Genomic DNA, 22,475 nt, shown 5'->3' on the forward strand with positions numbered 1-22,475 from the left:
CCTCAGGACGGCGACGATGCGGACGGCGACGATGCGGACGGCGACGATGCGGACGGCGACGATGCGGACGGCGACGACGCGACCGGCGTGCGAGACGTGTCCACCGCGTCCCGCGCCCCGCGGGTGATCCCGACGAGGAACCCGGCGCCCCACGCGTAGTGCATGACCGCCAGCACGCCGCCGTAACGCAGCCGATCCGCCGGGGGCCCGCCGCCGAAAACCGCCACGCCGCCCAGCAGCGCCAGGTAGGCCGCCGGGCCGAAGGCGGCCACGCCGGCCGCCCAGGCCAGCGCGCCGCCACCTGCGGCGACGGCCAGCGGCGTCAGCGCGAGCGTCGCGCCGGTCGCGAGCACCAGCACGGGCGGCGCGAAGAACCGCGGCGAGTTGCGCAGCCGCAGCCGGCGCACCAACTCGCCCCGCCAGACGCCGGTCGCCCAGAACTGCTGCACCAGCGCCTTCCACGTCGAGCGTGGCCAGTAGCTCACCTGCAGCGCCGGGTCGAGCCAGACCAGGTGGCCCGCCGCGCGGAACCGCGAGTTCAACTCCCAGTCCTCGCCGCGCCGCAGCGACTCGTCGAAGTAGCCGATCTCGGCCAGCGCGTCCGCGCGCATCACGCCCAGATACGCCGACTCCGCCGGGCCGGCCGGCTCGTCGGCGGTGTGATACGCCCCGCCCCCCAGGCCGAGCCGGCTGTTGTACGCCCGCGCGACCGCCGCCTGCAGGCCCGGCCGGCCGACGGCGGCCATGATGCCGCCGACGTTCGCCGCGCCCCGGTCCAGCAGGGTGGTCACCGCGTGCCGGGTGTAGTCCTTCGGCAGCTCGGTGTGCGCGTCCACCCGCGCGATGATCGGGTTCTTGGATGCGCGAATCGCCCGGTTGAGCCCGATCGGGATGTCCACGTCGGGGTTGGCGACGGACTGGATGCGCGGGTCGTCTCGCTGCAGGCGAGCCACGATCGCGTCGGTGCCGTCGGTAGACGGACCGAGCGCGAGCACGATCTCAGTCGGCCCGGGGTAATCCTGCGCGAGGATGCTCGCGACCGCGGACTCGACGTAGCCGGCCTCGTTCAGCACCGGCATCACGTACGAGACGCCGGGCAGATCCTGCATGGTTGCTGAGGTTATCCGGCGTCGCCGCGGACGGGTCGTCGGCGGCCGGTGCGCCCGGCGTCCGGTGTCTGGTAGGCATCCCTTATGGGCAGAACGTCGACGTGACCGCTACGACCGGAATCACCCCATTGCCGGCGCGGCCGGCGTGGGCGGCGCTGCGGGCGCACCACGCGGAGATCGCCGACGTGCACTTGCGCGACCTGTTCGCCGACGAGCCGGCGCGCGGCGCGACGCTGACCGCGGAGGCCTGCGGGATCTACCTGGATTATTCGAAGAATCGGGTCACCGCCGAGACGCTGACGCTGCTGCGGCAGCTGGCCGAGCAGTCCGGCCTGCGCGAGCGCATCGACGCGATGTTCGCCGGCGAGAAGATCAACATCACTGAGGACCGCGCCGTGCTGCACGTCGCGCTGCGTGCGCCGCGCGGTGCCCGCATCAGCGTCGACGGCGTGGACGTCGTGCCCGCGGTGCACGAAGTGCTCGACCGGATGGCCGAGTTGGCGAATCGGATCCGCGCCGGAAAGTGGCTGGGACATACGGGCGAGCCGATTGCCAACATCGTCAACATCGGCATCGGCGGCTCCGATCTGGGGCCGGTGATGGCCTACGAGGCGCTGCGGCACTACAGCGCCCGCGAGCTGGTGTTCCGTTTCGTCTCCAACGTGGACGGCACGGATTTCGCCGAGGGCACCCGCGACCTCGACCCGGCCCGCACGCTGTTCATCGTGTCGTCCAAGACGTTCACCACGCTCGAGACGATGACGAATGCGACGACCGCGCGCGACTGGGTGCTCGACGCGCTCGGCGACGACTCCGCGATCGCGAAGCACTTCGTCGCCGTCTCCACCAACAGCGACGCGGTCGGCGATTTCGGCATCGATCCGATGAACATGTTCGGTTTCTGGGACTGGGTGGGCGGCCGGTACTCGATGGACTCGGCCATCGGCTTGTCGACGATGATCGCGATCGGCCCGGACGCGTTCGGCGAGCTGCTGGCTGGCTTCCACGAGATGGACGAGCACTTCCGCAGCGCGCCGTTCGAGCAGAACCTGCCGGTGCTGCTCGGCCTGCTGACCGTCTGGTACGCCGACTTCTTCGACGCGCAGACGCAGGCCGTGCTGCCCTACGACCAGTACCTCAAGCGGTTTCCCGCCTACCTTCAGCAGCTGACGATGGAGTCGAACGGCAAGCACGTCACGCTGTCCGGTGAGCCGGTCGACTACCCGACCGGGCCTGTCTATTGGGGCGAGCCCGGCACCAACGGGCAGCACAGCTTCTACCAGCTGATCCACCAGGGGACCGAGCTGATCCCGGCCGACTTCATCGGCTTCGTCCACTCGCTCAACCCGCTGCCGGCGGCTGATGGGGCGACCCATCACGACCTGCTCACTGCGAACGTCTTCGCGCAGGGCGAGGCGTTGGCGTTCGGCAAGACGCCCGAGCAGGTCGCCGCGGAGGGCACCGCGGACTGGTTGGTCCCGCACCGCGTCTTCGACGGCAACCGTCCGTCGAACACCCTGCTGCTGGACCGGCTCACCCCGCACGCGCTCGGCACGCTGATCGCGCTCTACGAGCACAGCGTGTTCACCCAGGGCACGATCTGGTCCATCAACTCCTTCGACCAGTGGGGCGTCGAGCTGGGCAAGGTGCTCGCCAAGAAGGTCGCCGGTGAGCTGGCCGCCGACGACGAGCCCGTCCTGCGGCACGACAGCTCGACCAACGCTCTGATCAACCGCTATCGCGCGGCATCGCGAAACCGACAACAGTCGCCAAGCTCGTAAGGAGTCTTGACCAATGCAGCTCGGCATGATCGGCCTCGGCCGCATGGGCGCCAACATCATCCGGCGCATCATGCGCGATGGCCACACGGCCGTCGCCTACGACACCAATCCCGACACCGTCCAGCAGCTCGTGGACGACGGCGCAGTCGGGGCGAACTCCCTCGAGGAGTTCGTCCAGAAGCTCGAGAAGCCGCGCGTGGCCTGGGTGATGATCCCGGCCGGCATCACCGACAAGGTCGTCGAGCAGCTGTCCGAGCTGATGGACGAGGGCGACATCATCATCAACGGCGGCAACTCCAACTACCGCGAGGACTACGACCGCGCCGTCGCGTTGAAGGAGAACCAGGGCATCGAGTACCTGGACGTCGGCACCAGCGGCGGCGTCTGGGGGCTCGAGCGCGGCTACTGCCTGATGATCGGCGGCGACGAGGACGCGTTCGCGCACTGCGAGCCGCTGTTCGCCAGCATCGCGCCCGGCCTCGGCGACATCGAGCGCACGCCCGGCCGCGACGGCGACCCGGCGCCGGAAGAGCAGGGCTACCTGCACTGCGGACCGGCCGGCTCCGGGCACTTCGTGAAGATGGTCCACAACGGGATCGAATACGGGATGATGGCCGCCTACGCCGAGGGCTTGAACGTGCTGCACAAGGCGAACGCCGGCAAGACCGAGAAGACGCACTCCGCCGAAGAGACGCCGCTGGACCAGCCGCAGTACTTCCAGTACGACCTGGACATCGCAAAGGTCACCGAAGTGTGGCGGCGCGGCTCGGTGATCGCGTCCTGGCTGCTCGACCTCACCGCCGGCGCGTTGAACGGCAATCCGAACCTGGACGGCACCGCCGGTCGTGTTTCGGATTCCGGCGAGGGCCGCTGGACCATCAAAGCCGGGATCGACGAGGGCGTGCCCACGCCGGTGCTCGCGGCGGCGCTGTTCGCCCGGTTCTCCAGCCGCGGCGAGGCCGTGTACGCCGACAAGCTGCTGTCCGCTATGCGCAAGGCGTTCGGCGGCCACGTGGAGCTGCCCACCGGCGAGTGAGTGGCCGGCCACCTCCCAAGTTGTCCTCGCTTCGACGGGTGATGGACCGTCCCAGCGAGGACAACTTTACGTGAGGGGGCGGTGGCCGCCAGGCGTCTGCCTGTCGTCGAGACGAACCACGGTGTCCTCGTCTCGACGCCGTGCAGTTCGTGCTCAAGGGTGGCCGCAGATCGGAAAGTAAGTCAGCGCAGATCGGAAAGTAAGTCAGCGCAAATCGGAAAATCGCTTCCGACGAATTCCAGGATCTGGCTGGTGATCCGCATCAGATTTACCGATGCTGGACGCGGCAAGTGCGCGCAGGTCGGGTATCGCAGTTGAAAAGTTGTCCTCGCTTCGGCGGCCCCCGAGCCGGCCAAGCGAGGACAACCTGCCAGGGGGCGGGCAGGACGGTCAGGCCTGGTGCTCCTTATGGAGGCCCGCCCACTCGGTGTGGAACGAGCCGTCCTTGTCGACCCGCCGGTAGGTGTGCGCGCCGAAGTTGTCCCGCAGGCCCTGGATCAGCGCGGCCGGCAGCCGGTCGCGGCGCAGCCCGTCGTAATAGGCGAGCGAGGACGCGAAGGCCGGTGTCGGGATGCCGGCAACGGCCGCCTGCGCCACCACGCGCCGCCACGCGTCAACCCCGCCGCGCACCGCGTCGGCGAAGTATGGCGCGACGAGCAGGGTCGCAAGCTCCGGGTTTTCGTCGTAGGCGTCGCGGATGCGGTTCAGGAACCGCGCGCGGATGATGCACCCGCCGCGCCAGATCGTCGCCATCGCGCCGCGGTCGACGTCCCAGTGGTACTCCTTCGAGCCAGCGGCGATCTGATCGAAACCCTGCGCGTACGCGACGACCTTCGAGGCATACAGCGCGAGCCGCACGTCCTCGACGAACGCGTCGCGGTCGGGGATGTCCAGATCGTTGACCAACGTGCCGAACGCCTCCTGCGCCGGCCCGCGCTGCTCGGCGTGGCCGGACAGCGAGCGGGCGAAGGTCGCCTCGGCGATGCCGGTGATCGGCACGCCGAGGTCGAGGGCGCTCTGCACCGTCCAGCGGCCGGTGCCCTTCTGCTCCGCCTGGTCGAGCACGACGTCGATGAACGCCTTGCCGGTCTCCGGATCCTCGTGGGCGAGCACGTCGGCGGTGATCTCGATCAGGAACGACTCCAGGTCGCCTTCGTTCCAGCTGCGGAAGATCTGGGCGATCTCGCCCGGGTCCGCGCCGAGGCCGTGCCGCAGCAGGTCGTATGCCTCCGCGATCAGCTGCATGTCGGCGTACTCGATGCCGTTGTGCACCATCTTCACGAAGTGGCCCGCGCCATCCGCGCCGACGTGCACGCAGCACGGGGTGTCGTCGACTCGCGCCGCGATCGACTCGAAGATCGGGCCGAGCTTCGCGTAGGACTCGACGGAGCCGCCGGGCATGATCGACGGCCCCTCGAGCGCTCCGACCTCACCGCCGGACACCCCGCAGCCGACGAAGTGCAGGCCGCGGTCATGCAGGTCGGCCTCGCGCCGCCGGGTGTCGGCGTAGTGCGCGTTGCCGCAGTCGATGATGATGTCGCCCTTGTCGAGCAGCGGCGCAAGCTCCTCGATCACGGCGTCGGTCGGCCCGCCGGCCTTGACCATGATGATGATCGCGCGCGGCTTTTCGAGGGAGGCGACGAAGTCCTCGAGGGACTCGGACGGCACGAAAGCGCCGTCGTCGCTGTGCTCGGCGACGAGTTCTTCGGTGCGCGCGTGGGTCCGGTTGTGCAGAGCGACGGTGTGGCCGTGCCGGGCCAGGTTGCGGGCCAGGCTGCGGCCCATGACGGCGAGGCCGGTGACCCCGATGTTGGCGGTCGCGGTGTCACCCGATGGGGAGGGGCTCATCGTCTCAACGTAACGCGACCGGTTGTCCACAGCGCAGCGTCACGTTCGGAGCGGGCCGGGCGGAGATGGATACCGCCAATGAGCCGGAACCCACAGCCACGATTCCTGACAGACACCAACGATGTTAGTTCCGCGTAAAAATCGGGCAGTAAACAGACGCGATAGCTGTCCGGCGGGGGCCGCTAGACCGGCCTACGCAGGGCCGGTCTTGTATTTCGAGAGGCCCGCCCGGTGTCCCTTCGCGTCGAGCCGACCATCGCTGCCGCGATCGCGAGCGCCCGAAAGGTGGCCGTCGCGCCGCTGATCTTCGACCCGGTCAACCACCTGCTGTCCCGCTGCTCGTTCGGGCCGACCGCATACACCCGCACTTACGTGGCCAAGTACGGCCCGGACGCCTGGTACCGGCAGCAGGTCGGGTACGGCACGACGTATGCCGGCTACGGCGGCAACGGCGCGGTCGCCGCTCAGGGGCCGCTGCTGTCCCTGAGCCCGTACGACCTGCGCATGCAGCTGATGCTCAGCGGCAACCAGTACGCCTGGACGGCGATGGACCAGCTGACCAATGTCACGCTCGGGCTGCAGGCCTGGAGCTCGGCGCAGCTCTACGAGGTGCTCGTCGACTTCTTCAGCAACCACTTGAACGTGGCCAACCACAACGGGGACCTGTGGATCACCCGGCATACCCACGACCGCGACGTGGTGCGGCCGAACGCGATGGGCTCGTTCACCGACATGTTGCTGGCGTCGGCCAAGAACCCGGCGATGCTGACGTACTTGAGCCTCAAGGACTCGAACAAGACCGCGGTCAACGAGAACTACGGCCGCGAGCTGCTCGAGCTGCACACCGTCGGTCTGCATTACACCCAGAGCGATGTCACCAACGCCGCCAGGCTGCTCACCGGCCGGACCCTCGACGGGTATCAGCACTACCTCTACGACGACTACATCCACGCGACCGGCCCCGTCCAAGTGCTCGGCTTCACTCACCCAAACAGCTCGGCGACGGGCGGCGAGAAGGCGGGCGACGCGCTGCTGCGCTACCTCGCGAGCCATCGCTACACAGCGCAGAATCTGGCCCGCAAGCTCTGCGTCCGGCTGGTGTCGGACAACCCCTCGAGCGACCTGGTCAACGCAGTCGCGCAGGCCTACCTCGACAGCAACACGCAGATCCTGCCTATGGTATCGACGATTCTGCGCTCCACTGAATTCTGGGAATCGCGCGGGCAGAAGGTCCGCCGGCCGCTCGAAAACATCCTGGCCACCGTGCGCGTCCTGGGCATCGGCGCCGCGGACATGGCGAAGGCGTTGTCGACGTTGCACTGGTACGCCACCACCGTCGGCCAGGTGCCGTTGGACTGGGTGGCGCCGAACGGCTACCCGGACACAGCGAACGCCTGGCGCTCCGCGGGCTCGCTGCTGGCGCTGTGGAACATCCACCTCTCGCTGGCAGGCGGTTGGGCGAAGGAGTTCAAGACGCCGGCCCTGACGACGCTCTACGGCGGCCCGCCGGCCAACAGCGGCGACGCCGTCGACCGGATGACGCAGCGGATCACCGGCATGGCGTGGTCCGCGGCCCATCGCAAGATCCTGCAGCAGTCGTTGAACGAGTCGTCCACCACCGCGATGAGTCGATCGGCGCTGCAGTGGAATCTGGCCCCGCTGATCGCGATCGTCCTCGATTCGCCTCACCACGCCCTGCGATAGGACCACGCCGATGACCATGATCGACAAGTTGCTGCGCCGCGAGGCGGAGCAGGTGCAGTGCGAGCTGCGCGCGCAGGACGAGGCGTGGGGCACGAAGGGTTGGACGCGGCGCCGGTTCGTCGCCGGCGCGGGCATGGTCGGCGCCGCGGCGCTGGGCAGCCAGTTGGTGACCACCAGGGCGGCGTACGCGAGCACGCCGTCAGTCGGCCAGCGGTCGATGATCGTCGTGTTCATGCGCGGCGCCTGCGACGGGCTGCGGGTGCTGGTCCCCAACGCGCCGACGCTCGGCCTGGACTACCTCAAGACCGTGCGCGCCGGCCTGCTGCCCAGCGCGGCCAACCTGATCGCCCTGCCGAACTCGTCCGGCTGGGCGTTGAACGCCAAGCTGGCGCCGCTCTACAACAGCCTGTGGGCCAGTGGCGAAATGGCTTTCGTGCCCGCGGTGTCCACTCCCGGGGTCAGCCGCAGCCACTTCCAGGCGCAGCAGTTCCTCGAGCGCGGCGGCTCGGACACCGCCACCAGCGGCTGGCTCGACCGGGTGCTCGAGAAACTCGGCCCGGGCACGACGTTTCGCGCCGTCGCCGAGGGCGCGGCGATCCCGACGTCGCTGGCCGGCCCGCAAACCGCGGTTGCGCTGTCGTCGATCGCGAACTTCAAATTCCCCGGCTGGGACTCGATCCGACCGGCATCGCAGGAAGCAGTGCTCTCGCTCTACCGCGGTCTCAGTGGGACGCTTGGCGAGGACGTCCCAATCGCCATCGGCGCGCTGAACACGGCGGCCACCATCCAGGCTGCGAATCCAAGCCACATCGCCTATCCGAGCGGCGCCTTCGGCAATGCGCTGAAGGACCTTTCCACAATCCTGAAGTCCGAGGTCGGCCTTCAGGTCGCCACTGTGGACGTCGGCGGCTGGGACACGCACACCGACGAGGTGAGCGACCTCGACAAGTCGCTGGACTCGACCGCGCAGACCCTGCGCGCCTTCATGGACGACCTCGGACCCGATCGCCGTTCGCGGGTGACAGTGGTGGTCATGACGGAGTTCGGCCGCCGGGTCGCGATGAACGCCAGCGGCGGCACGGACCACGGGCATGGCAGCGTCATGTGGCTGCTCGGCGGCGGCCTCAAGAACAGCGGCGTGTTCGGCCGCTGGAACGCCCTCGCCGCGGGGAGCCTCGATCAGGGCGACGTGCCAGGGCTCAACAACCCCTTCGACGTGCTCGGCGAAGTCGTGCAGAAGCGGCTGAGCTCGGGATCGCTGTCCGGCGTCTTCGCCGACCACAACGTGAACCCGCTCGGCATCATCTCCACCAGTTGACAGCTCGCCGACAGGCGAGGGTCCCTAGTGACGGCGGAAGTAGGCGTTGCTCTGCGGCGCGGCGAGCAGCACGATCACCGCGACGTCGATCGCGGCGACCACCAGGCCGACCGCTCGGGTCGCCGCCGGATAGGGCTGCGCGAACTGCGCCAGGACGCCGAGCACCGCCAGCGCGGCGATCACCCAGACCACGATCCGCGCCCAGTTCGCCCCGTGCCGCACGCGGAAGGCCAGGAACAGGTAGAAGACCAACACCGCGATCGCGATGCCCAGCCCGACCGCGAAGGCGATGTCGACGGTCGAGTTGGTGGCCTGCGGTGTGCGTTGGAGCACCCGGCGGCGGAACTCGTCGCGCTGCAGGAACTGGACGGCGATCAGCACCACCGACACCGCCGAGCGGGCGACCATGAGGCGCACCGCTGTCACGACCGGCTGCGGCGCCGGCCCTCGAGCGACGTGGCCGTAGCCGTAGCCGACCGGCGGCGGAGAAGCCGCCGGCGGCCCGGCGCCGTTCGGGTCGAGCGGCATGCGCTGATAGTGGCACACCCGTCGATCAGTCCAGCTCGAGTCCCGGATAGAGCGGATTGCGCGCGAGCAGCTCGCCTGCGGCGTCCCGGGTCTTCGCCGCGACGCCCTCCGCGATCGAGTACTTCGCCTTCGACGCCGCTCCCGACGCGGCTGCGCTCGGCGTCGTCCCGGTCAGCACGTCGACGATCAGCTCGGCCACCCGGTCGAAGTCGTCCGCGCCGAAGCCGCGCGACGTGAGCGCCGGCGTGCCGATGCGGACGCCGGAGGTGTACCAGGCGCCGTTCGGGTCGCGCGGGACCGCGTTGCGGTTGGTGACGATGCCGGCGTCGAGCAGCGCCGACTCGGCCTGCCGGCCGGTGAGGCCGAACGAGGTCACGTCGATCAGCACGAGGTGGTTGTCCGTGCCGCCGGTGACGAGCCGGGCGCCGCGCTTCGCGAGGCCCTCGGCGAGGGTCACCGCGTTGTCGGCGACGGCCTGGGCGTAGATCCGGAACGCCGGCTGGCGCGCCTCTGCCAGCGCGACGGCCTTGGCCGCCATCACCTGGCCGAGCGGGCCGCCGAGCACCATCGGGCAGCCGCGGTCGACCGCGTCGGCGAACTCCGGCTGGCACAGCACCATGCCGCCGCGCGGGCCGCGCAGCGACTTGTGCGTGGTGGTGGTGACGACGTGTGCGTGCGGCACCGGGTCGAAGTCGCCGGTGAGCACCTTGCCGGCCACCAGGCCGGCGAAGTGCGCCATGTCGACCATGAGCACCGCGCCGACCTCGTCGGCGATCTCGCGCATCTTCGCGAAGTCGACCCGCCGCGGGTAGGCGGAGTAGCCGGCGATCAGGATCAGCGGCCGGAACTCGCGCGCCGCCGCGCGCACCGCGGCGTAGTCCAGCAGGCCCGTCTCGGGATCGGTGCCGTAGGAGGACTGCTCGAACATCTTGCCGCTGATGTTCGGCCGGAAGCCGTGGGTGAGGTGGCCGCCGGCGTCCAGCGACATGCCGAGCGCGCGCTGGTTGCCCAGCTCGCGGCGCAGCGTCTCCCAGTCCTCGGCGGTGAGGTCGTTGACATGCTTCGCGCCCGCCTTCGCCAGGGCCGGCGACTCGATCCGCTGCGCCAGGATCGCCCAGAACGCGACCAGGTTCGCGTCGATGCCCGAGTGCGGCTGGACGTAGGCGTGCGGCGCGCCGAACAGCGCCTTGGCGTGCTCGGCGGCGGCCTGCTCGACGGTGTCGATGTTCTGGCAGCCGGCGTAGAAGCGGTGCCCGATCGTCCCCTCGGCGTACTTGTCGGACAGCCAGGTGCCCATCGTGAGCAGCACCGCGGGCGAGGCGTAATTCTCGCTGGCGATCAGCTTCAGCGACTCGCGCTGGTCCGCGAGCTCGCTGCGGATCGCGCCGGCGACCGTCGGTTCGACCGACTCGATCACCTTCAGCGCGTTGCGGTACGCGGCGGACGCTGCGCCGCCGTCGAACGGAGGGGACATCGGCTGGGACTGTGGCTGCGACATGGCTGGGGCCTCCTCGGTGGGGAAAAGCCCAGGCGCGCGGCGATCGTGCTCGGGCCGCTCCCCGGTGGTCGGATCCACCTTAGAAGCGCCAGTCACGGCCCGCGGGTTCACGATAGCGGTTCGGCCGGGTCCACAAGTCGCTGCAGGCAGGCCGATGTCGCGCTGTCGACGTAGGGGCCGAACCGGGTCTGGCCTGCGCGCAGGCGTTAGCGAACCGCATACTCGAACGGTGATCGTGTCGCGGCGCGTGTCCTGGTTCCTCGTGGCATTCGGCGTCTGGTCGTGGGTGATCTGGCCGACCTTCCTGAAGAACATCTGGGCCGACAAGCGCTCCTGGCACGACGGGATGACGGCGTTCTTCGCCGTGCACCTCGTGCTGACGGTCGTGTCGCTGGCGCTGGGCACCGCCATCGGCGTGCTGGGCGCACGCGGCCTGCTGTCGACGCGACGACACGGCGGCCCTGCCCACGTTGATCAAGACGGCGGACGGCCCGGCGTCCCGAGGTCTGTCCCGCGATGATCACCGCTGACTGTCAGAGCCGGACGGTCGCGCGCTCCTGGTCCATCCGGCGCGCCAGCACGGCCTCGTCCACGCAGTTGCGCACGAACACGATGGACCCGCCCGCCGCGATCGGCGCGAGCAGCGTGTCCACCCAGTCGCCCGGCCCCGTCCAGTCGCGGGTCGTCAGCACCCGGGCGCCGGGCGGCAGGCCGGCCGCAGCCGCCCGCTGCGCCACCTCGCCGCGGGCCTGCCCGGGCAGGCAGGGATCGTCCGGGCCGGCCGGCATCGCGACCGACCCCCAGGCGTCTGCCTGGGGGCGGACCGCCAGCACGTAGTCCGCGACGCCCTCGGGCGCCGCCCCGCGGAAACCGACCGCCGCGAACGGCGACTCCGGCGCGATCCCGAACACGTCCAGCACCCCGACCGCGCCGGCCGCGGACTCCGGCGTCACGAACGCAACCTCGGCCGACGCGTCGTCCGGGCTGATCGCCAGGCCGGCCGTCAGGCAGCCGAGCAGCACCGGGACGGCGAGCCAGTGGGCCGGCAGCGCGATCAGCGCGGTGTCGCCGAGGCCCAGTCCGAGCTCGTCGCCGAGCAGGTGGTGTGTCTTGGCCACCCAGTTCGCGAGCGAGCGGGCGGACAGCTCGGTGCGCTCGCCGGTGGCTTCGTCGTAGTAGGTGACGAGCGGACGCCCCGGATCGGCCGCGAGCAGCTGCGCGAACTGGCGCTCGGGCGTCAGTTGATGCACTTGCTGTCGATCGGCTTCGGTGTCTTGGACGGGCTCAGCGAAGTGCCGGCGCTCGTGCTCGTGCTCGGTGTCGACGCCGGCGGATTGATCACCTTCTCGACGAATCTGCGCACCTTCGCCGGGTCGACGATCAGCACGTCCTGGCCATTCACGTAGCCAGCGGTGGTGGGGATCGTCTTGCCGGAGATGTTGTTGGCGCTGAGCCCCTCGAGCTGCTCGCCGAGGTCCAGCAGGTCGAGCCCGGGGTCGGCGGAGATCGAGCGCTTGATCGCGCTGCCGAGCGCGTGCAGCTTGGTCAGCACGCCGACCGACTCGACCTGCCGGAACGCCGCGGTGAGGAAGTACTGCTGGCGCCGGACGCGGTCGAGGTCGCCGCGCGGCAGGTTGTGCCGCTGCCGGACGAACTCCAGCGCCTGCAGGCCCTGGAGCACGTGCTTGCCCTTGGACAGCTTCAGCCCGGAGCCGGCGACGCCCTCGCCGTGCGATTCGTTGTAGGCGACGGTGTCGTCGACGTTCTCGCAGAGGTTGACCGGCACGCCGCCGAGCGCCTCGCTGAGCCGGTAGAAGCCGAGCAGGTCGATCTGGACGTAGTGGTTGATCGTCAGCCCGGTGAGGTTGCTGATGGTGTCGATCAGCAGGGCCGCGCCGGCGCTGCGTTTGGCCTGCAGATCGCCCTTCGCGTCCCCATAGGCGTCGGCGTAGGCGCCGTTCAGCCGGCCCATGCCCCAGCCGGCGATCTTCACGTACGAGTCGCGGGGCAGCGAGATCAGCGTCGCGCGGCTGCCGTTCGCCGGCACGTGCACGATCATCATCGTGTCGGTGGCGAGGCTGCCGCCGTCGCGGCCGACCTTCAGCTGACGCACTTCTTGGTCTGTCATATTCGTTCGATCGTCGTTGCCGACCAGCAAGATGTTCTGGTCCTTGCCGTTCGCCTTGACGCTGTCCGACGGCTGGGCGCCGACGGCCACGTCCACCCGCGCCACGCCGTTGTTGATGTCGCGGATCGTGTACCAGAGATAGCCGGCCAGCACGAGCAGCCCGACCGAGATCAGCGCCATCACCGACAGCGCCACTCGCCCGGCGCCGCTGTGGAAGGACCGGCCGCCGCGGTGCCGGCCCCGCGGGTCGAGGTGCGGGGGCAGCGGCAGCCCCGCGTTCGAGCCAGGTCCGGACGGCATCTGGCGAGGGTACAAGTCGAATCGGTGTGAACCGGCTGAGCCGGCACCACTCGACCAGCGCTAATCGATGCAGCCGAGGCCGGTCGTCGGGTCCGCGGGCTTGGCGGTGGTCGCGGTCGGGCTCGCCGTTGTCGCCGTTGCCGCCGGCGTCGCCAGGCCGCGGACCTGCCGGCCGTCCGCGCCGAGCACGAGCGTCACGCGGGCGACGTCCGGGCTCGGCACCGCCGTGGCGCGCGGCACGTCCCGCACGACCGCCTTGGCCTGCCCCTCGCGCCCCGGCGGGTACTCGACGACGGTTTTCGGCGTGGTCGTCGTGGAGTCGACGGTGTTGATCCGGAAGCCCAGCTTCTTCAACGCCTCGGCGTTGCGGGCGGCCAGCCGGGGCGTCGACGTGCCGTTGAGCACGTCGACGGTGACGCTCGCCGGAGCGGCCGGTTTCGCCTTCATGTACGCGGCGTCGCCCTTGCCTTCCAGCTGCTGGACGAACGCCGGGATGGCAGAGGTGTTGACCTGCACGATCGAGGTTTCCACGCCGTCGGGGTAGATGAGCTTCGGGCCGTTGTTCGGAATGGTCGCAAAGGCGATCTTGCCGGAGGTCAGCGACTCGAACTGCCGGGCGAGCGACAGCAGATCGAGTTGCGGGTCGGTGAGCAGCGACTGGCCCACGGCCTGCAGCAGGTCGCGGATCTTGAACGGGTTGAGCAGCGTGCCGGCTGTCGTGATCTTCTCGAACGCCGATTTCAGGAAGTACTGCTGGCGCTTGATCCGGTCCAGGTCGCCGTGCGGCAGCCCGTGCCGCTGCCGGACGAACGCGAGCGCCTGCTTGCCCTCGATGACCGACACGCCCTTCGGCAGGTCGATGCCGGAGTAGCCGGACCCGTACGCGTCGCGGTCGGTCGTCTTGTTCTGCGCGGCGTTCAGGCAGACCTTCACGCCGCCGATCGCCACGCTGATCCGGTAGAAACCGAGCAGGTTGACCTGCATGTAGTGGTCGATGTGCAGTCCGGTCAGCGCGTGCAGCGTGCGGATGGTCAGGATCAATCCGGCGCTCTCGGCCTGCTGCTCCGACTCGTGGGCGGCTTTTGCGGCGTTGAAGCCGTCCGGGTACGCCGCGTTGAGCTTGCCCTTCCCGTGGCCCGGAATCGTGACCCACGAGTCGCGCGGGAACGAGACGAGCGTCGGTCGAGACCCGTTCGCCGGCACGTGCAAGATCATCATCGTGTCGGCGTTGGCGGTCGTGATGTCGTGCCCGGTGTGCAGCGCCTTGAGCTCCGCGCGCGTCGCGCCGGCTCGGGTGTCGTCGCCGACCAGCAGGATGTTCTGGTCCGCGCCGTCCGGGTCGCGCAGGTCGGCGGGCACCGCAGAGCCGTGCGGCACGGTCGCCGTGAAGTTCTTGAACGTCGCCCACGCGACGCCGCTGACCACGAGGACGAGCAGCGACGCGACGGCCACCGCCGCCCGCAGCCCGACCTGAATTCCCCAGCGCGGCCGTCCGGGACGGGCCGCGACCGGCGGCCTGCCGCTCAAGTCCGGGCGCATCGGACCGAGGTTAAGGGCGTGCCGGCGCTCAGCCCGGCAAGGACACGGGCCCCGCAGGCCCGAGATTGGGCGCAGATGAGTCGGATGAGCAATGGCCTGAGCGAGTTGTCGGCTGCCATCCCGGCGGTGGTGGCCGCGACCGCAGCGTTCACCGGCGCGGCGGTGACAGCGCTGACGGTCGGCGGCGCAGCGCAGTCCGCCGCACGCTCCGCGGACACGCTCGCGCCGGTCGCGAACAGCGTCGTCGTCACGATGCGCGGCAACGGCCACGGCCACGGGCTGAGCCAGTACGGCGCCCAGGGCGCGGCGCTCGCCGGCAAGTCGTATCGCCAGATCGTCAGGTTCTACTACCCGCACACCAAGCTGGTCCGCCGGAAGTCCCCGCTGATCGCGGTGAAGCTGTCCGGTTTCGGCGCGACCACCACCGTGGCCGCCGTGGCCGGCCTGCGGGTCAGCGGCGTCGCCGGCACGCTGCCCACCGCGGGAGTCAAGCGGTACCGGCTGGTCGCCGCCGCCGGGACGGGCCTCACGCTGCAAGAGCTGCCGGCGCAGGCCGGCGCCAAATGGCGCAGGGTGGCCGCCCTGGCCAACGGCGCGACGTTCCGCCGGACCGGCTCGAAGACGCTGCGCCTGTACGCACGCGGCGGCGCCAGCACCGCCTATCACGGCTGGCTGCGGGCTGTCCGGCGCCAGCCGAGCGGCAGAGCCGGCGGGGTGTTCACCGTCAACCGCGTCGGGATCAACAACTACACCGCCGGCGTCGTGCCGCGCGAGATGCCGGCCTCGTGGCGGCGGGCCGCTCTCGACGCCCAGGCGGTGGCCGCGCGCACCTACGCGAGCTATGAGATGCAGCACGCGGCGAGCTCCGACTACGACATCTGCGACACCAGCATGTGCCAGGTCTACGGCGGCGCGGCCCGCTACGACGCGGCCGGGAACCTGCTGTGGCGGGATCTGCAGAGAGCAGCGCGCGACACGACCAACCGGGTGCTCACCTACCGCGGCGCGCCGATTTTCGCGCAGTTCAGCGCCTCGAACGGCGGCTGGACGGTCGCCGGCGGCCAGCCGTACCTCGTCGCGCGGCGCGACCCGTATGACGACAAGTCGTCCGGCGATCCCTACCTCGCCCACCGTGAGCGGCTGCCGAGCGGCGCGCTGGCCGCCTCGTTCGGGCTGAGCCGGCTCACTCGCCTCCAGATCACCAAGCGCGACGGGCACGGCGCCGCCGGTGGCCGCGTGCTCGCCGGCTATGCGGCCGGGACGACCGCTGCCGGCGTTGCCAAGCGCGTCCCGTTCGACGGATTCGACCTGGCAGCTGCGGTCGGCGCCGGGACGACCTGGATCAGCGTGCGCAACGCGACCTGACGCGCGCGAGGACCACACCCGGCGAGCCGCCCGCGCGTCGCACGCGTGTGCGATCCTGCTGCGCATGGCGGACGTCGAGGCGGTGATCCTGGTCGGCGGACTGGGCACCCGGCTGCGCCCGCTGACGCTGTCGGCGCCCAAGCCGATGCTGCCGACGGCCGGCGTCCCCTTCCTCACCCATCTCATCGCCCGGATAGCAGCGGCCGGAATCGAGCACGTCGTGCTCGGCACGTCCTACCGCGCCGAGGTGTTCGAACAGCACTTCGGCGACGGGTCCGCGCTGGGCGCGCGCCTCGACTACATCGTCGAGGCCGAGGCGCTGGGCACCGGCGGCGGCATCCGCAATGTCGCGCCTGTGCTCGGCGCGGACACGATCCTGGTCTTCAACGGCGACAACCTGATCGGCGTCGACCTGCTGGCGATGGTCGAGACGCACCGGCGGGCGCAGGCCGATGTGACGCTGTGCCTGCAGCGGGTGCCCGACCCGCGTGCGTTCGGCTGCGTCTCCACCGACGAGGCCGGCCGGGTGACCGCGTTCCTCGAGAAGGACCCGAACCCGGTCACCGACCAGATCAACGCCGGGCTCTACGCGTTCCGCCGCGAGGTGATCGACTCCATTCCGACGGGCCGGCCGGTGTCGGTCGAACGCGAGACCTTTCCCGGCCTGCTCGCAGCTGGCGCGACCGTCGTCGGCCACCTCAACACCGGCTACTGGCGCGACTTCGGCACCCCGGCGGACTTCGTCACCGGTTCGGCCGATCTCGTGCGCGGCATCGCGCCGTCGCCGGCGGTCGCGGTTCCGGGCGAGCAATTGCTGCTGGCCGGGGCCCGCGTCGCGCCGAGCGCGGACGTCCGCGGTGGTTCCACGGTCGGCCGCGGGGCGGTCGTCGAGGCGGGCGCGCTGGTCGACGGCAGCGTTCTGTTCGACGGCGCGCGGGTCGCCGAGGGCGCGGTCGTCGTCCGGTCGGCCGTCGGGGCCGACGCGGTCGTCGGGCCCGGCACCGTGCTCGAGGACGTCGTGGTCGGCGACCGCGCGCGCCTCGGCGCTCGGCTGGAGTTGCGCGGCGGCGCGCGGGTCTGGCCGGACGTCACGCTGCCCGACGGCTCGATCCGATTCTCGACCGACGCGTGAGAGCACCCCACGAAATCGCTTCCCCGCGATGAACTCGGCCGCGGCAATGACGCAGCGGGTCTGGGACGCCGGCCGGCCCGTCGACCTGCGGGCGACCCTCGGCCCGCTGCGGCGCGGAACGCACGATCCCGCGCACCGCCTCGACGCGGCCGGCGGGTTTTGGATGGCCGCCGACACACCGGCCGGGCCTGGCACGGTGCGGCTGACCGCCGCCCGCACGGTGGTCACCGGGACGGCATGGGGCGACGGCGCGGACTGGCTGCTCGACCGGCTGCCCGCGCTGGTCGGCGCCCAGGATGACTGGACGGGGCTGGATCTCGCCGCCGTGCCGCCGCTGGGCGAGGTGCTGCGCGCGCGGCCCGGGTTGCGGCTGACCTCCACCGGACTGGTCATGGCCGCGCTCGTGCCCGCGGTGCTGGAGCAGAAGGTGACGGGTGAGGAGGCGCGGCGGTCCTGGCGGTTGCTGCTGCTCCGGTTCGGCACGCCGGCGCCGGGCCCACTCGCTGAGCTGCGGGTGCCGCCGTCGCCGCGCGCGCTGCTTGATCTGCCCACCTGGGAATGGCATCGGCTCGGCGTCGATCTCAAGCGGCAGCGGGCCATTCGCGCTGCCGCGTCGGTCGCGAGCCGGGTCGAGGAGTGCGCCGCCATGGCGCCGGACGACGCCGTCGCGCGGTTGCGGCTGATCCCCGGGGTCGGCGAGTGGACGGCTGCCGAGACGGCACAGCGCGCTATCGGCCATCCGGACGCGGTGAGCGTCGGCGACTACCACCTGCCGAACCTGGTGGTGCACGTCTTCACCGGCCGCGCCCGCGGCACCGACGCCGACATGCTCGACCTGCTCGCGCCCTGGGTCGGCCAGCGGCAGCGGGTGATGCGCCTCGTCGAGCTGACCGGCCGGCGGGCGCCGCGCTTCGGCCCGCGGTTCAACTACACCGACATCCGCGCAATCTGAGTCCTGCCCCGGTGGCGGCGCGACACGCCGTGCCCGGCGCCGCTCGAGGGCCAACCCCGACCGGCTCAGCCCGCGAACTCGGCCAGCACGGCGTCCGACAGCGCGGGCCACGCCGCCCGAGCCCAGTCGTCGAAATCCCGGTCGGCGAGCGCGACGAGCGCCAGCCGGGCGACCGGGTCGATCCAGAGCATCGTGCCGCTCTGCCCGAAGTGCCCGTACGTCGAGGGCGAGTTCTGCGCGCCAGTCCAGTGTGGCGATTTGGCGCCGCGGATCTCGAAGCCCAGCCCCCAGTCGTTCGGGTCCTGCGGGCCGTAGCCGGGCAGCACGCCGCGCAGGCCCGGGTACTGCACGCGCGCGAGATCGGCCAGCGTTCCCGCGCTCAGCAGGCCCGTCGGCGAGAGCAGTTCGGTGGCGACGAGTGCGAGGTCGCCCGCCGTCGACACGCCGTCGCGCGCCGGGGAGCCGGGCAGCGTCGTGCCGGTCAATCGCAGCGGCTGCGCGACCGCCGCGTCGAGGTAGGCGGCGAAGTCGATGTCGGTCGCGGCGGCGACGTGCCGGCCGGCCAGCTCGATGCCGACGTTCGAGTAGACCCGCCGCTGCGCCGGGGCGAACGAGCGCAACGGCCGCTCCGGAGCGAGCCCGGACGCGTGCGCGAGCAGGTGGCGCAGCGTCGCGCCGGGGATCAGCGCCTCGTCGACCGGGTCGTCGAGCGCCACCGCCTCTTCCTCGACCGCGACCAGGACGGCGAGCGCGGCCAGCAGCTTGGTCACCGACGCCAGCGGGAACCGATGGTCCTGCGGGCCGTGCGCCGCCAGCACGCCCCCCGGGCCGACGACGGCGGCCGCGGCGGTGTCGACCGGCCAATCCGCCACCAGTTCCAGCGCGCTCGAACCGCTCACAGGCCGACCTCGCTCTTCGCGCAAACGCTCATCGCAGCGTTCGCTCCGCTCCTCGGGCCGCGGGCGGCCCTGCGATGCTCACTCACAGGCCGAGCCGCAGCTGCGCCGCCTGCACCAGGTCCGGCAGCTCGGGGGAGACGCCGTCGGGCAGCTCGTCCCAGCCGAACCAGCGCAGGTCCAGCGATTCGTCGCTGATCACCGGCTGCGCCCCGGCCGGCGCGATCGCGACGAACTGCACGTCGAAGTGCCGGGTCGGCACGCCGAGCGAACAGGTGATCGGGTGGATGTCGAGGGCGAGCGGCAGCGGGTCGAAGGACAGCGCGCCGATCCCGCTCTCCTCGCGGGCCTCGCGTGCCGCGGCGTCGAGCACGCTGCGGTCGCCCGGCTCGCAGTGCCCGCCGAGCTGCAGCCACCTGCCGGCCCGCGGGTGCAGCGTCAACAGCACTGCGCGTCGGCGCGGATCGAGGACCAGCGCGCTCGCCGTCACATGCCCCGGCGCGCAGGAGCGCCACATCGAGTCCGGCCGGGCGGCGAGCAGCGCGAGAAATCCCTGGCGGACGGCCGACTCCAGCGGGTCGGTCGTCGGCTGCGCGCTGACGAGCGCGACCGCGTCGGCGTGCAGCGCGGGCGCCGGCTCGAGCGAGCCCAGCGCGTCGGCCCGGCCGAGGGCGACGGCCTCCGCGGTGCCAAGCCGGAACAGGTCGCCGGACGGCTCGCGGATGAGGTCGCGGCTGCCGCGGCCGTCGTCGGGCAGCTTGCCGTCCGGCGCGAGGCCGCGCAGCACGGCGACCGGGACGCCGCCGAGCTTGCCTTTCACCAGGTCTGCGGCGGAGGCGATCTCGTCGGCGACCGCCACCCGGGTCATGTCGAGAACGTTGCCGTGCACGTCCACCCGGCCCCGCGGATCGGTGATCGCGGTCAGCCCTGCCACGCCGATCGCGGCGTCGGTGAGGCCGTCGCGCCAGGCGCGGCCCATGGTGTCGCTGATGATCACGCCGACCTCGACGCCAAGCCGCTCGCGCAGCCCGTCGCGCAGGCGCTGGGCGGAGGCGTCCGGATCGGCCGGCAGCAGCGCGAGCTCGTCGCGTGCGACGTTGGAGGCGTCGACGCCGGCGGCGGCGAGCACCAGGCCGTGCCGCGTCTGCACGATGCGCAGCTCCCCGCGCGCGGCGACGACGCGCACCGACTCGGCCTCGATCGCGGCCCGCCGCGCGGCCTCCCGCTCGGCCGGGTCGTCGGAGCCGAGCGCGAGCAGCCGGCCCTCCGCCTTGGACACGATCTTCGACGTCACCACGACGACGTCGCCGTCGCGCAGGTCGGGCGCCCGCTCGGCGATCACCGCGGCGAGGTCGGCGCCGGGCCGGATCTCGCCGATGCCCCGGACCGGCCAGATCTCGAGCCGGTCCGCCGCGTGGTCGCCATCCATCATGGGACGAGCTCCAGCGCCGCCTTCGTCATCCGGGCGCTCGCGTCGTCGTCGCTCATCAGTAACGGAACCTTGCGCACCTCGACGCCGGGGATCGACGCGTGGTCGTCCTCGGCCACCAGCCAGCCGTCCAGCAGACCGCCGGCCGAGCGCGCGCCGTAGTGCCGGCCGACGCCCTCCGCGCTGACCTCGACGCCGATCGCCGGCAGGCAGGCGTCGGCCATGCCGCGGACCGGCGCGCCGGCGATGATCGGCGACACCCCGACCACCGGCGCCGGGCCGTTCGCGACCGCCTCGCGGATCGCCGGCAGCCCGAAGATGGTGCCGATCGAGACCACTGGATTGCTCGGCGCGATCAGCACGACGTCGGCGCCGGTGATCGCCTCGAGCACGCCGGGCGCCGGCGCGGCCTCGTCCACTCCCACCTGCACGAACGCCTCGGGCGTGAGCTTCGCGCGGTGCCGCACCCACCACTCCTGGAAGTGGATCGCCCGCTTGACCCCGTCGAGCTCGACGACGACGTGCGTCTCGCAGCGGTCGTCGGACATCGGCAGCAACGTCACCCCTGGTTGCCAGCGCTGCGCCAGCGCCGCGGTGACGTCGGACAGCGGGTAGCCGGCGTCCAGCATCCGGGTGCGGACGAGGTGGGTGGCGATGTCGAGGTCGCCGAGCTGGAACCACGTCGGCTCGGCGCCGTAGGCCGCGAACTCCTCGCGGATCCGCCAGGTCTCGCCGGTGCGGCCCCAGCCGCGTTCGGTGTCGTGGACGCCGGCGAGGGTGTACATCACGCTGTCCAGGTCGGGACAGATGCGCATCCCGTGCAGCGTGACGTCGTCGCCGGTGTTGATCACGGCGGTGACCTCGTCGGCGGGGCAGGCGGCGCGCACGCCACGCAGGAAGCGGGCGCCGCCGACGCCGCCGGCCAAGACCGCGATGCGCACCAGACGAACCTACGCGATGCCGGCTTCCGCCCTGCGGCGTCGCAACAACGCCCCGACCTCGCGCATGGTCAGCTCGCGGGCGCCGAGTTCGATCGCGCGTGGCCGCAGGTGCTCGGGCAGGTCGTGGTGCCAGCGCCACGGGTGGTCCTGGAAGAACCGGTTCGGGACGCCGAGCGCGTCTGCCATCGCGTGCAGCTCGGGACGGGTGTCGGCCAGCAGATGGCAGAACCGGGTGAACCGCAGGCCGGCGCCGGGGTAGTCGCGGACGGCGTCGACGTAGCAGCTCATCGGTCGGCTCGGCGGTCCGGACGAATCAGCGCTTTGCCGCCACCAGCAGCCCGTCGCTGACCGGCAACAGCGCGGACAGCAGCCGCGGGTCGTCGCGGACGGCCCGGCCGAGATCGCGCAGCACGGTCGTCTCGTGATCGCGTGAACCCGCGTCGGCGACGCGGTCGTGCCACAACGCGTTGTCGAAGGCGAGCACCCCGCCGGGACGCAGGAGCCGCAGCGCCTGCTCGTAGTAGACGCCGTACGAGGACTTGTCCGCGTCGACGAGCACGAGGTCGTAGGCGGCGTCGCGCAGCCGCGGCAGCACCTCCGGCGCCGACCCGTTGATCAGCCGATACCGGGCCGGCGCGATGCCGGCCTCCGCATAGGCCGACTTGGCCGCCCGCTGGTGCTCACCCTCCACGTCGATCGTGGTGAGCACGCCGTCCGCCGCCATGCCGGCGAGCAGGTAGAGCCCGGACACGCCCGCGCCGGTGCCCACCTCGACGACGCTGCGCGCGCCCGTGGCGGCGGCCAGCACGCGCAGCGTCGCGCCGCCGGCCGGACCGATCGGCGTGCAGCCCAGCTCATGACCGCGTTCGCGCGCCAGCAGCACCGTTTCGTCCTCGTCGACGAACGACTCCGCATACGCAAGGCTCTGCTGGTTGAGCATCGGGTCGGCCATGGCGCAGACCCTATCCGCC

At 71.4% G+C, this 22,475-nt stretch carries 20 protein-coding genes and 1 riboswitch; of the genes, 8 read left to right on the plus strand and 12 right to left on the minus strand.

The genetic code is table 11. From position 1 onward, the window contains the following. Nucleotides 1–2: 2 nt before the first annotated feature. Nucleotides 3–1,109: a glycosyltransferase family 2 protein gene (locus ACFFBG_RS15380; protein ID WP_375480250.1), complete on the minus strand. Its 1,107-nt coding sequence runs from the start codon at nucleotides 1,107–1,109 to the stop codon at nucleotides 3–5. Nucleotides 1,110–1,210: 101 nt separating this feature from the next. Here ACFFBG_RS15380 and pgi point away from each other — a divergent pair, with 101 nt between their 5' ends. Then, a complete protein-coding gene (gene pgi / locus ACFFBG_RS15385) occupies nucleotides 1,211–2,890 on the plus strand; it encodes a glucose-6-phosphate isomerase (protein ID WP_375480252.1) in 1,680 nt (559 codons plus the stop codon). Nucleotides 2,891–2,903: 13 nt separating this feature from the next. Continuing rightward, nucleotides 2,904–3,926, plus strand: coding sequence for a phosphogluconate dehydrogenase (NAD(+)-dependent, decarboxylating) (gene gnd / locus ACFFBG_RS15390; RefSeq protein WP_375480254.1), 1,023 nt, complete (start codon nucleotides 2,904–2,906; stop codon nucleotides 3,924–3,926). A gap of 390 nt (nucleotides 3,927–4,316) precedes the next feature. On the opposite strand, the gene gndA is transcribed toward gnd, so the two are convergent. Continuing rightward, nucleotides 4,317–5,774: an NADP-dependent phosphogluconate dehydrogenase gene (gndA, locus tag ACFFBG_RS15395; RefSeq protein ID WP_375480256.1), complete on the minus strand. Its 1,458-nt coding sequence runs from the start codon at nucleotides 5,772–5,774 to the stop codon at nucleotides 4,317–4,319. Between the two features lie 231 nt (nucleotides 5,775–6,005). Between gndA and ACFFBG_RS15400 the strand changes: the two genes are divergently transcribed. After that, nucleotides 6,006–7,478, plus strand: coding sequence for a DUF1800 domain-containing protein (locus tag ACFFBG_RS15400; protein WP_375480258.1), 1,473 nt, complete (start codon nucleotides 6,006–6,008; stop codon nucleotides 7,476–7,478). Between the two features lie 10 nt (nucleotides 7,479–7,488). Beyond that, complete coding sequence (locus ACFFBG_RS15405) at nucleotides 7,489–8,796, plus strand: DUF1501 domain-containing protein (RefSeq protein WP_375480260.1); 1,308 nt, start codon at nucleotides 7,489–7,491, stop codon at nucleotides 8,794–8,796. A 24-nt stretch (nucleotides 8,797–8,820) separates the two neighbouring features. Here ACFFBG_RS15405 and ACFFBG_RS15410 read toward each other — a convergent pair whose 3' ends face one another. Beyond that, a complete protein-coding gene (locus ACFFBG_RS15410; protein WP_375480262.1) occupies nucleotides 8,821–9,324 on the minus strand; it encodes a hypothetical protein in 504 nt (167 codons plus the stop codon). Between the two features lie 25 nt (nucleotides 9,325–9,349). Beyond that, nucleotides 9,350–10,822 carry a glycine hydroxymethyltransferase gene (locus ACFFBG_RS15415; protein ID WP_375480264.1) on the minus strand — a complete coding sequence of 491 codons (1,473 nt, stop codon included), beginning with the start codon at nucleotides 10,820–10,822 and terminating at the stop codon, nucleotides 9,350–9,352. Between the two features lie 19 nt (nucleotides 10,823–10,841). Then, a riboswitch (ZMP/ZTP riboswitch) is annotated at nucleotides 10,842–10,928 on the minus strand. 123 nt (nucleotides 10,929–11,051) lie between these two features. Between ACFFBG_RS15415 and ACFFBG_RS15420 the strand changes: the two genes are divergently transcribed. Next, the gene (locus tag ACFFBG_RS15420) at nucleotides 11,052–11,342 is read left to right on the plus strand and encodes an SCO4848 family membrane protein (RefSeq protein ID WP_375480266.1); all 291 of its coding nucleotides are present in this window, start codon (nucleotides 11,052–11,054) and stop codon (nucleotides 11,340–11,342) included. Nucleotides 11,343–11,355: 13 nt separating this feature from the next. Here the strand turns inward: ACFFBG_RS15420 and ACFFBG_RS15425 are convergent, their stop codons facing one another. The 3 genes from ACFFBG_RS15425 to ACFFBG_RS15435 are packed head-to-tail and all read right to left on the minus strand — an operon-like array spanning nucleotide 11,356 to nucleotide 14,789. Further along, nucleotides 11,356–12,072 (minus strand): TIGR03089 family protein, encoded by a 717-nt coding sequence (locus tag ACFFBG_RS15425; protein ID WP_375480268.1) that lies wholly within the window; start codon nucleotides 12,070–12,072, stop codon nucleotides 11,356–11,358. Further along, the gene (locus tag ACFFBG_RS15430) at nucleotides 12,060–13,250 is read right to left on the minus strand and encodes an LCP family protein (RefSeq protein WP_375480270.1); all 1,191 of its coding nucleotides are present in this window, start codon (nucleotides 13,248–13,250) and stop codon (nucleotides 12,060–12,062) included. The genes ACFFBG_RS15425 and ACFFBG_RS15430 overlap by 13 nt, the downstream gene beginning before the upstream one ends. Before the next feature lie 60 nt (nucleotides 13,251–13,310). Next, the gene (locus ACFFBG_RS15435; RefSeq protein ID WP_375480272.1) at nucleotides 13,311–14,789 is read right to left on the minus strand and encodes an LCP family protein; all 1,479 of its coding nucleotides are present in this window, start codon (nucleotides 14,787–14,789) and stop codon (nucleotides 13,311–13,313) included. An 84-nt stretch (nucleotides 14,790–14,873) separates the two neighbouring features. Here ACFFBG_RS15435 and ACFFBG_RS15440 point away from each other — a divergent pair, with 84 nt between their 5' ends. The 3 genes from ACFFBG_RS15440 (at nucleotide 14,874) to ACFFBG_RS15450 (ending at nucleotide 18,238) form a co-directional block, all read left to right on the plus strand. Beyond that, entirely contained in the window at nucleotides 14,874–16,154 is a 1,281-nt protein-coding gene (locus ACFFBG_RS15440) for a SpoIID/LytB domain-containing protein (protein WP_375480274.1), read from the plus strand. A 64-nt stretch (nucleotides 16,155–16,218) separates the two neighbouring features. After that, a complete protein-coding gene (locus ACFFBG_RS15445) occupies nucleotides 16,219–17,286 on the plus strand; it encodes a sugar phosphate nucleotidyltransferase (protein WP_375480276.1) in 1,068 nt (355 codons plus the stop codon). Between the two features lie 28 nt (nucleotides 17,287–17,314). After that, nucleotides 17,315–18,238, plus strand: coding sequence for a DNA-3-methyladenine glycosylase family protein (locus ACFFBG_RS15450; protein WP_375480278.1), 924 nt, complete (start codon nucleotides 17,315–17,317; stop codon nucleotides 18,236–18,238). A gap of 65 nt (nucleotides 18,239–18,303) precedes the next feature. Here ACFFBG_RS15450 and ACFFBG_RS15455 read toward each other — a convergent pair whose 3' ends face one another. The 5 genes from ACFFBG_RS15455 to ACFFBG_RS15475 form a co-directional block, all read right to left on the minus strand. Continuing rightward, nucleotides 18,304–19,137, minus strand: coding sequence for a serine hydrolase domain-containing protein (locus ACFFBG_RS15455; protein WP_375480280.1), 834 nt, complete (start codon nucleotides 19,135–19,137; stop codon nucleotides 18,304–18,306). Between the two features lie 82 nt (nucleotides 19,138–19,219). Beyond that, nucleotides 19,220–20,566, minus strand: coding sequence for a coenzyme F420-0:L-glutamate ligase (locus ACFFBG_RS15460; RefSeq protein ID WP_375480282.1), 1,347 nt, complete (start codon nucleotides 20,564–20,566; stop codon nucleotides 19,220–19,222). Further along, complete coding sequence (gene cofD / locus ACFFBG_RS15465) at nucleotides 20,563–21,504, minus strand: 2-phospho-L-lactate transferase (RefSeq protein WP_375480284.1); 942 nt, start codon at nucleotides 21,502–21,504, stop codon at nucleotides 20,563–20,565. Before cofD ends, ACFFBG_RS15460 begins: the two co-directional genes overlap by 4 nt. A 9-nt stretch (nucleotides 21,505–21,513) precedes the next feature. Then, the gene (locus tag ACFFBG_RS15470) at nucleotides 21,514–21,792 is read right to left on the minus strand and encodes a DUF4031 domain-containing protein (protein WP_375480286.1); all 279 of its coding nucleotides are present in this window, start codon (nucleotides 21,790–21,792) and stop codon (nucleotides 21,514–21,516) included. Nucleotides 21,793–21,817: 25 nt separating this feature from the next. Beyond that, nucleotides 21,818–22,456, minus strand: a complete 639-nt coding sequence (locus ACFFBG_RS15475; RefSeq protein WP_375480288.1) for an O-methyltransferase — start codon at nucleotides 22,454–22,456, stop codon at nucleotides 21,818–21,820. Between the last annotated feature and the right edge of the window lie 19 nt (nucleotides 22,457–22,475).

The organism is uncultured Jatrophihabitans sp. (genome assembly GCF_964251945.1).
Classification (GTDB): Bacteria; Actinomycetota; Actinomycetes; order Mycobacteriales; family Jatrophihabitantaceae; genus Jatrophihabitans.

What these genes read in the sequence shown, in the direction of transcription:
- ACFFBG_RS15440 (WP_375480274.1), top strand. Translation starts at nt 14,874, where the DNA reads ATGAGCAATGGCCTGAGCGAGTTGTCGGCTGCCATCCCGGCGGTGGTG.
- ACFFBG_RS15445 (WP_375480276.1), top strand. Translation starts at nt 16,219, where the DNA reads ATGGCGGACGTCGAGGCGGTGATCCTGGTCGGCGGACTGGGCACCCGG.
- ACFFBG_RS15435 (WP_375480272.1), bottom strand. Translation starts at nt 14,789, where the DNA reads ATGCGCCCGGACTTGAGCGGCAGGCCGCCGGTCGCGGCCCGTCCCGGA.
- ACFFBG_RS15450 (WP_375480278.1), top strand. Translation starts at nt 17,315, where the DNA reads ATGAACTCGGCCGCGGCAATGACGCAGCGGGTCTGGGACGCCGGCCGG.
- ACFFBG_RS15415 (WP_375480264.1), bottom strand. Translation starts at nt 10,822, where the DNA reads ATGTCGCAGCCACAGTCCCAGCCGATGTCCCCTCCGTTCGACGGCGGC.
- ACFFBG_RS15475 (WP_375480288.1), bottom strand. Translation starts at nt 22,456, where the DNA reads ATGGCCGACCCGATGCTCAACCAGCAGAGCCTTGCGTATGCGGAGTCG.
- ACFFBG_RS15460 (WP_375480282.1), bottom strand. Translation starts at nt 20,566, where the DNA reads ATGATGGATGGCGACCACGCGGCGGACCGGCTCGAGATCTGGCCGGTC.
- ACFFBG_RS15405 (WP_375480260.1), top strand. Translation starts at nt 7,489, where the DNA reads ATGACCATGATCGACAAGTTGCTGCGCCGCGAGGCGGAGCAGGTGCAG.
- ACFFBG_RS15470 (WP_375480286.1), bottom strand. Translation starts at nt 21,792, where the DNA reads ATGAGCTGCTACGTCGACGCCGTCCGCGACTACCCCGGCGCCGGCCTG.
- ACFFBG_RS15380 (WP_375480250.1), bottom strand. Translation starts at nt 1,109, where the DNA reads ATGCAGGATCTGCCCGGCGTCTCGTACGTGATGCCGGTGCTGAACGAG.
- gndA (WP_375480256.1), bottom strand. Translation starts at nt 5,774, where the DNA reads ATGAGCCCCTCCCCATCGGGTGACACCGCGACCGCCAACATCGGGGTC.
- ACFFBG_RS15410 (WP_375480262.1), bottom strand. Translation starts at nt 9,324, where the DNA reads ATGCCGCTCGACCCGAACGGCGCCGGGCCGCCGGCGGCTTCTCCGCCG.
- ACFFBG_RS15430 (WP_375480270.1), bottom strand. Translation starts at nt 13,250, where the DNA reads ATGCCGTCCGGACCTGGCTCGAACGCGGGGCTGCCGCTGCCCCCGCAC.
- gnd (WP_375480254.1), top strand. Translation starts at nt 2,904, where the DNA reads ATGCAGCTCGGCATGATCGGCCTCGGCCGCATGGGCGCCAACATCATC.